Below are 7,410 nucleotides of genomic sequence, written 5' to 3'. Positions count from 1 at the left end.
CCGCCAGGCCCCACGAGTGCCCCCGTGGACATGGCCGGCCAGGCAGGCACCACAAGCCAAGCTGTCCAGGCAGGCACGATCGACAAGGCAGGCACGGCTGGCGGGGCAGGCACGGCGGGCGGCAGCACCGGCAGCACCGGCAGCACCGCGAACGGCAGCACTCCGAAGGCCGGCACGCAGGCGCCGGGCACCGCCCCGAGACAGGTGATCCCGGACTGAGCGTCCGAACAATCGCGCTGAGGCCTCGGCACGATCTGACCGTGATGTGGCCGGATATCACACGGCCGGGCCGGTGGGGCCGGGGCGGGTTAGGTGATGGGGTGCTCCTGCATCGCGGCGGCACGCTCGCCGCGCGCATGCTGGAGCATCTCGGCGACGAGGAAGGCCAGCTCGAGTGCCTGCCCGGTGTTCAGGCGCGGGTCGCAGGCGGTCTCGTAACGGCCGCCGAGATCCTCCTCGCCGATCAGCTCGGCGCCGCCGAGGCACTCGGTGACGTTCTCGCCGGTCAGCTCGATGTGCAGCCCGCCCGGGTGGGTGCCCAGGGCCTTGTGCACCTCGAAGAAGCCGAAGACCTCGTCGAGCACGTCGTCGAAGTGGCGGGTCTTGACGCCGCCGACGTCGCGGGTGTTGCCGTGCATCGGGTCGCAGGACCAGACGACCGGCGGCCCGGCGGCGTTGACCTTCTCGATGATCGGCGGGAGGGCATCGCGGATCTTGCCTGCGCCCATCCGGGTGATCAGGGTCAGCCGGCCGGGGATGTGCTGCGGGTTGAGCCGCTCGGCGAGTTCGAGGACCTCGTCGGGGCTGACCTTCGGGCCGATCTTGCAACCGATCGGGTTGCCCACCCGGGACAGCAGGTCGACGTGGGCACCGTCGAGGTCCCGGGTCCGCTCCCCGATCCAGATCATGTGCGCGGACAGGTCGTACGGGTTGCCGGTGGCGTCCTCCACCCGGGTGAGGGCGCGCTCGTACTCCAGCAGGAGACCCTCATGGCTGGTGAACAGCTCCACTCCGGTCAGCGCCGCGCTGCCGAGGTCGATGCCACAGGCGGCCATGAAGGCGAGGGCGCGCTCGATGTTCGTCGCCATCACCTCGTAGCGCCGGCCGGCCGCCGAGTCGCGCACGAAGGCCTTGTTCCACTCGTGGACCTTCGACAGGTCCGCGAACCCGCCGGTGGCGAACGCCCGGACGAGGTTCAGCGTTATTGCGCTCTGGTGGTAGGAGGCGACCATGCGCATCGGGTCCGGCCGGCGGGAAGCGGCCGTGGCCGCGATGTCGTTGACGGCGTCGCCGCGGTAGGACGGCAGGCCGGTGCTCGACTCGATGTCGGCCGAGCGCGGCTTGGCGTACTGGCCGGCGATGCGGGCGACCTTCACCACCGGCGTGCTCGCGCCGTAGGTGAGCACGACCGCCATCTGCAGCAGCGTCTTGACCTTGTCGCGGATCTTGTTGGCGGTGTTCGCCGCGAAGGTCTCGGCGCAGTCACCGCCCTGGAGCAGGAATGCCTCGCCCCGGGCGACCATCGCGAGGCGCTCGGTGAGCGAACGCACCTCCGGGGCCGTGACCAGCGGGGGAAGGGCCGCAAGCTGGTTGTAGGCGGCTTGCAGTTCCTCGAGGTCGGGCCACGACGGCTGCTGCTTGGCCGGGAGGGTCCGCCAGACATCCAATGCGCTCACGAGAGACAGGGTACGGTCCCGGCCGCCATGCGAGCCGGTCAACCGGCCGACATGTTTCGGTCGAGGCCCCGCGTGTGATCGGCGCCTGCCAACGGTCCGCAGGCGCCGATCAGCCGAAGAAGATCTCCGCCTCGTCGTAGAGCTCCTCGGGCACCGTCTTGAGCTCACGGGTCGCCTCTGCCAGCGGGACACGGTCGATGCGGGTCCCGCGCAGGGCGACCATCACCCCGAAGTCGCCCTCGTGCACCGCGTCGACGGCGTGCAGGCCGAAGCGCGTCGCGAGCCAGCGATCGAACGCGGTCGGCGTGCCGCCGCGCTGGAGATGGCCGAGCACGGTGGCGCGGGCGTCCCGGCCGGTGCGGCCGCGGATCTCGGTCTCGAGGACCTGCGCGATGCCCTGCAGGCGGACGTGGCCAAAGGCGTCGAGCTCACCCTCCTTCGTGACCAGGGTGCCGGCGATCGGGGTGGCGCCCTCCGCGGCGACGATGATCGGGGAGTAGTGGGTGGCAAAGCGAGCCTCGACGAAGGCGCAGACCTTGTCGAAGTCGAACGGCCGTTCCGGGATGAGGATGACGTTCGCACCGCCTGCCATCCCGCTGTGCAGGGCGATCCACCCGGCGTGACGCCCCATCACCTCGAGGATGAGCACGCGGTGGTGACTTTCCGCGGTGGTGTGGAGGCGGTCGATCGCCTCGGTGGCGATGTTGACCGCGGTGTCGAAGCCGAAGGTGTAGTCGGTGGCGGACAGGTCGTTGTCGATGGTCTTGGGAACCCCAACCACGGGCAGTCCCTCGGCGTACAGCTGGGCGGCCACGCCGAGGGTGTCCTCCCCGCCGATCGCGATGAGCGCGTCGATCTCGGCGGCGGCCAGGTTCTCGCGGACCAACGACGGCCCGTCCACGGCGGCGTAGGGGTTCGTGCGGCTCGACCCGAGAATGGTTCCGCCGCGCGGCAGGATGCCGCGCACCGCTGCGGTGTCGAGCGGCACCATGTCACCGGTCAGCGGCCCACGCCAGCCGTCCCGGAATCCCACGAAGCTGTGCCCGTAGACGCCCTCGCCCTTGCGGACGACGGCCCTGATCACCGCGTTGAGCCCGGGGCAGTCGCCGCCACCGGTCAGTACGCCGATCCTCATCGCGAATACTCCTGTCGAGCGCGCCGGCCCCCCGCCGGCGGCAGCGTAGCGGCCGCTCCGCGCAGAGGAACGCGTTCGCGCTAACCAGGCGTGGCGACCCGACCACAGCAAGACATCATCGGCGCGACATCACCCGCGCGACATCAGCGGCGCGAGGGCGGGACGGCGGCGATACGGGCACGCAGCGGAGCGAGGATCTCCCAGCGCGCCAGGTTGTGCACGGCGTCGGCGAGGGCATCGTGTGCATTGGCCGGCGGCGGCGGCAGCACCGGGCGCCCGACGTCCTCCCAGAGCTGGCGCAGGTCCCGGGTGAAGCGCGGGAGCTGCGCGGGCAGGTCGGTCATCGTTCCGAAAAGCTGGCAGAGCACCACGTGGTCATAGGCGCCGTACCAGGCCCACAGCTCCGGCGTGCCGTCGGCGGTCAGCAACGCGGCGATCTCCTCGCGGATCCGCGCCCGGGACCGCCACGCCGGGTCCGCCGGCGGCGGCAGCTGGTCGAGGACGTTGCGGCGGACCCACGGCACCGCGAAGGCCGGGTCGAACTCGGTGGACACGGCGTAGTAGCGCTGGGCGCCGTCCTCGCTGACGATGCCGATGCTGACCAGGTCCAGCCAGAGATGATCGGCCTCGCGGCGCTCGATGAACTCGGTGTCGTAGAAGAATCGGGTGCCCACCGGTTCAGTCTCCCCCGCCGGCCGGATCGGCGGACACGGACGCCAGGTTCGGCGCCGACCGGCCCGGCCGGCGCCGCCACGGCCGCAGCACGAGCGCGAGCAGCACCGCCGCGGCGGCCGCCCCGACCAGTGGCAGCACCCACAGCAGCGGCCCGGAGTAGTCCTCGTCGTTCTCGCTGCCGGCAGACGCGGCGGCGGGCGCGCCCGAACCGCCCGACAGCGCCGCCGCGGATCCCGGCGAGGGGGCGCAGCCATCCGCTCCGGCGGCCGCGGGCGCGCTGACCCCGGGGCCGGCGGTGGCCGGGGCGACTCGGACCTCGACCCGGGCCGCCCCGGGCTCAGCCACGACGCACAGCAGGCCCGCGCCCGGCGCCGAGGTCACCCGCGCGCCGGTGACCTGGACCTGGTAACCCTGTGGGTAGGACCATGCCGGCAGGCTGATGGCCGTCGCCGCGCCGGCCGCCAGGGAACTCCCGGTAGGCGAGGCCGTCCGGAAGGTGACGGTGAGCACTCGCGCCGCGTCGAATCGCAGCGACTCGGGAGTCCCCGCGACGGCCACCGGGTACGGGCGGACGATCTCCGCCGGGGCGGCCTGGAGCGACCCGCCGCCCAGAGCAGGCGGCGGGTCGGTGCCGACCGTCCCGCCCGCACCGCTGGGCACGTCGTAGAACCAGCTCAGCCCGAAGGCGTCGGCGGCCGCCGCCAGGCCGCGCAGGGCCGCGGGCGAGCCGTCCTTCCACCCGACCAGGTAGCCGGTCGGGTCGTTGACGGCGACGGTGGCGGCGGCGTCGAACGGCGCTGGGCGGTCTCCCCAGAGCAGGTGGACCGGGTCCTGGGCAGTGACGGCGTCAGCCAGCGTTCCCCCGGAGCCCGCGGCGGCGGGGACCTCGTAGCCGAGCAGGCCCGGCTCGCCGTGCAACCGGGCCGCCAGCCGGCCGAGGCCGGCGGCGAGCGTGGCACTCGACAGCGCCTGGCCCCGCGCGGCGGGGACGAGCCGCAGCACAACCCGCATCCCGCGGCCGGTGAACGTCCGGGCGAGGCTCGCGACCTGGCCGAGCCCGGGATCCGCGGAGGCCCCCGCGGCGGCATCGGGCGCCGGCCAGCCGGCAGTGACCGGGAAATGGCCACCCGCGGCCACCGGCACCGCGAGGCGCACGCCGCTGAAGCCGTAGCCGATCCAGGTGTCGAGGTCACGGGTGGTCGGGATGACGCCGGCAGGCACCGTCATCCCGCGGATGACGACCACGCGGCGCTCGCCGTCGGTCAGGTAGGCCCCGGAACGGCTGATCGTGCCGGCGGGGACGGCGCCGGCCACGGAACCCGGTGCCGCCGCGCTGACCGCGGCGGGTGGAACGGGCACGGCGAGCGCGGCCGGGCCCGCCGCGACGAGGCAACCGACGAGAACACCGAGCGCGAGCAGCAGCATGGCGGGCCGGCGGGCGCCACCACGTGGTTCGGCCCGCAGGTCACCCGGGCCGGGAGCCCACCGCCACCGGCAGGCGCCGTCCAACCGTTCGACCGCCGCCAGAGGAGCGAAATCGCCACGCACGCCACCATCCTGCCGTGTTGCCGGCAGCCGGGTCAGACCGCCCGGTCTGCGTGGTCGTCCGTGACCCGCGGCTGGGTCGGCGCGGCCACGGGACGGGACGGGCGTTCGCCGCCCGCCGCGGCCGACCCTTCGGGAGTCCCCGCCACCGCTACCGCCGCCGGCACGGGCCGCCCGTCCCGCACCGAGGTGTCAGCGGCGCCGTCCGCAGCGCCCGAGCCACCTGCGTCGTTGCGGGCAGCGGCCATCTCCTCCTTGGCCCGCTTGGCGTACATGTCCACGTACTCCTGGCCGGACAGGGCCATCAGCTCGTACATGATCTGGTCGGTGATCGACCGCAGCACAAACCGGTCGTCCGCCATGTCGGCGTAGCGGGAGAAGTCGAGGGGCTGGCCGACCCGCATCCCGATCCGGCGGATCTTCGGTACCAGCTGGCCGGGCGGCTGCACCTCGAAGGTGCCGATCATCGCGACCGGGATCACCGGCACGCCTGCCTCCAGGGCCATCCGGGCGACGCCGATCTTGCCGCGGTAGAGGCGGCCGTCGGGCGAGCGGGTGCCCTCCGGGTAGATGCCGATCAGCCGGCCCTGGCGCAGGACACGCACGCCGGAACGCAGCGCGCCCTCGCTCGCCTTGCCGCCGCTGCGATCGATCGGGATCTGGCCGGCGCCGCTGAAGAACACGCGCTTGAACCACCCCTTGACGCCGGCCTCGGTGAAGTAGTCGCTCTTGGCCAGGAAGGTCACCCGCCGGGAGATCACCAGCGGCAGGAAGAAGTGGTCCAGAAACGACAGATGATTTCCGGCGAGGATCGCGGGGCCCTGCGCGGGGATGTTCTCGGCACCCTCCACCCACGGGCGCCAGAACACTCGCAGGATTGGAGCCAGGACCACCTTGAGCACCCAGTAGAACAAGACAGCTCCCACCTGGTCACCGCCGTGAGACGACGCCCGCCAGGGCGGCCGTGACCGGGCCGCCCGTCTCCATCCGCCGAGAACGATCACATCAGACCGAGCATCTCACCGCCCGCCGAGTGGAGCACGGCGGCGCTCCGCGACCGGCGGACTGCGACGGTACGCGGGCCGCGCGGCGGATGCCGCCCGACCACGATCACCGACGGATGCCGAGCCGCCCTCGAGCCCGAGGAACGGCCTTCTCCCGTGCCCATCTAACGCCGACACGGCCCACTGTGGGACCCGCGGCACCCGGCCCACCGCCACCGGCGGTGCGAGCTCGCCAGGCGCGCGCCGGCAGCCCCACGCCTATATCATCCCAGCGGGGGCGTTCTCGGTCCGGACGAATCCTTGACGTTCCGACGACATATGCAAGACCGCGAGATACGCACGACCGTGGCCTCAACCCGCGGACCGTGCGAGCATACGTTTACCGGCGCTTTCCTTCCGCGCCGCCCCGCGGCGTGGCACGCGGGCGGACGCAGGGCACGAAGGGCGGATACACGATGGCGGGCTCCACCGGCACAGCCGTCCTACCCGGCGCCGAGCCGTTCCAGTTCGCGGGTGGGCCGGTGGGCGTCCTACTGGTCCACGGGTTCACCGGCTCTCCGGGCAGCATGCGGCCCTGGGGCGAGGCTCTCGCCGCCGCCGGGCTCACCGTCTCCTGCCCGCTGCTCCCGGGCCACGGCACCCGCTGGCAGGACATGGTCCCGACCACCTGGCCCGACTGGTACGCCACCGTGCAGGGCGCGTTCCTGCGCCTGCGCGCGGACTGCGAGCAGGTGTTCGTCATGGGCCTGTCGATGGGTGGGACCTTGACGCTGCGGCTGGCCGAGGAGCACGGCTCCGACGTCGCCGGCGTGGTCACGGTGAACGCGAGTCTGTCCACCGAGCGGCGGCAGGCCGCGCTCGCCCCGCTGCTCGGCCGGTTCATCCCGGCGGTGCGCGGCGTCGCCGGCGACGTGAAGGCCTCCGGGGTGCCCGAGGTCGGCTACGACCGGGTGCCGCTGCTGCCGTTCGCGTCGCTGCGCAAGTTGTGGGGGGTCACCCGCGGCGACCTCGGGCGAATCGACTGTCCGGTGCTCGCGTACCGCAGCGTCGTCGACCACGTGGTGGAGCCGAGCTCGGGCGCGATCCTGCTGGCCGGGGTCCGCGCGCCGATCGAGGAACGGCTGCTAGCGGACAGCTGGCATGTGGCAACCCTCGACAACGACAAGGAAACAATCTTCAAAGGCAGTCTGGACTTCGTCCAGCAACACGCGGCGCTCGTGCCCGACCCGCCCCGCAGCGATGGCTGAGCACCCGTCGGCGCCGGGCCAGGGCGAACCGCGGCCGTCCGCGGCGGGCGCGGGCGAGCCCGACCGGCCAGTGGCAGACCGCGGGACGGCGGCGTGGTCGGGTCGGTGCCAGCGGAGGGCGCCACAGC

At 73.0% G+C, this 7,410-nt stretch carries 6 protein-coding genes and 1 pseudogene; 2 read left to right on the top strand and 5 right to left on the bottom strand.

Annotated elements, in window-relative coordinates:
* Nucleotides 1–219, top strand: a pseudogene (locus NBZ85_RS24655) (TUGYCR motif thioredoxin fold (seleno)protein); the annotation flags it as partial.
* Between the two features lie 89 nt (nucleotides 220–308).
* On the opposite strand, the gene NBZ85_RS24650 reads toward NBZ85_RS24655, so the two are convergent.
* The 5 genes from NBZ85_RS24650 to NBZ85_RS24630 all read right to left on the bottom strand — a co-directional run bounded on the left by NBZ85_RS24650 (nucleotide 309) and on the right by NBZ85_RS24630 (nucleotide 5,957).
* Entirely contained in the window at nucleotides 309–1,676 is a 1,368-nt protein-coding gene (locus tag NBZ85_RS24650) for a class II 3-deoxy-7-phosphoheptulonate synthase (RefSeq protein WP_261559435.1), read from the bottom strand.
* 109 nt (nucleotides 1,677–1,785) lie between these two features.
* Nucleotides 1,786–2,811 (bottom strand): 6-phosphofructokinase, encoded by a 1,026-nt coding sequence (locus NBZ85_RS24645; protein WP_261559436.1) that lies wholly within the window; start codon nucleotides 2,809–2,811, stop codon nucleotides 1,786–1,788.
* A 143-nt stretch (nucleotides 2,812–2,954) separates the two neighbouring features.
* Complete coding sequence (locus tag NBZ85_RS24640) at nucleotides 2,955–3,485, bottom strand: polyadenylate-specific 3'-exoribonuclease AS (protein ID WP_261562679.1); 531 nt, start codon at nucleotides 3,483–3,485, stop codon at nucleotides 2,955–2,957.
* Between the two features lie 4 nt (nucleotides 3,486–3,489).
* Nucleotides 3,490–5,034 carry a hypothetical protein gene (locus NBZ85_RS24635; protein WP_261559438.1) on the bottom strand — a complete coding sequence of 515 codons (1,545 nt, stop codon included), beginning with the start codon at nucleotides 5,032–5,034 and terminating at the stop codon, nucleotides 3,490–3,492.
* A 32-nt stretch (nucleotides 5,035–5,066) separates the two neighbouring features.
* Nucleotides 5,067–5,957 (bottom strand): lysophospholipid acyltransferase family protein, encoded by an 891-nt coding sequence (locus tag NBZ85_RS24630; RefSeq protein WP_372517793.1) that lies wholly within the window; start codon nucleotides 5,955–5,957, stop codon nucleotides 5,067–5,069.
* Nucleotides 5,958–6,490: 533 nt separating this feature from the next.
* Between NBZ85_RS24630 and NBZ85_RS24625 the strand changes: the two genes are divergently transcribed.
* Nucleotides 6,491–7,282, top strand: coding sequence for an alpha/beta hydrolase (locus tag NBZ85_RS24625; RefSeq protein ID WP_261559439.1), 792 nt, complete (start codon nucleotides 6,491–6,493; stop codon nucleotides 7,280–7,282).
* Nucleotides 7,283–7,410 lie beyond the last annotated feature (128 nt).

It is taken from the genome of Frankia tisae (assembly GCF_025403405.1).
GTDB classification, from domain to species: Bacteria; Actinomycetota; Actinomycetes; order Frankiales; family Frankiaceae; genus Frankia; species Frankia tisai.
Note: the sequence above shows the minus strand (reverse complement) of the source record. Positions and strands in the feature narration are given on the sequence as shown.

Bases quoted from the DNA above. Each gene is read 5' to 3' on its own strand.
- NBZ85_RS24645 (WP_261559436.1), bottom strand. From the start codon at position 2,811: ATGAGGATCGGCGTACTGACCGGTGGCGGCGACTGCCCCGGGCTCAAC.
- NBZ85_RS24625 (WP_261559439.1), top strand. From the start codon at position 6,491: ATGGCGGGCTCCACCGGCACAGCCGTCCTACCCGGCGCCGAGCCGTTC.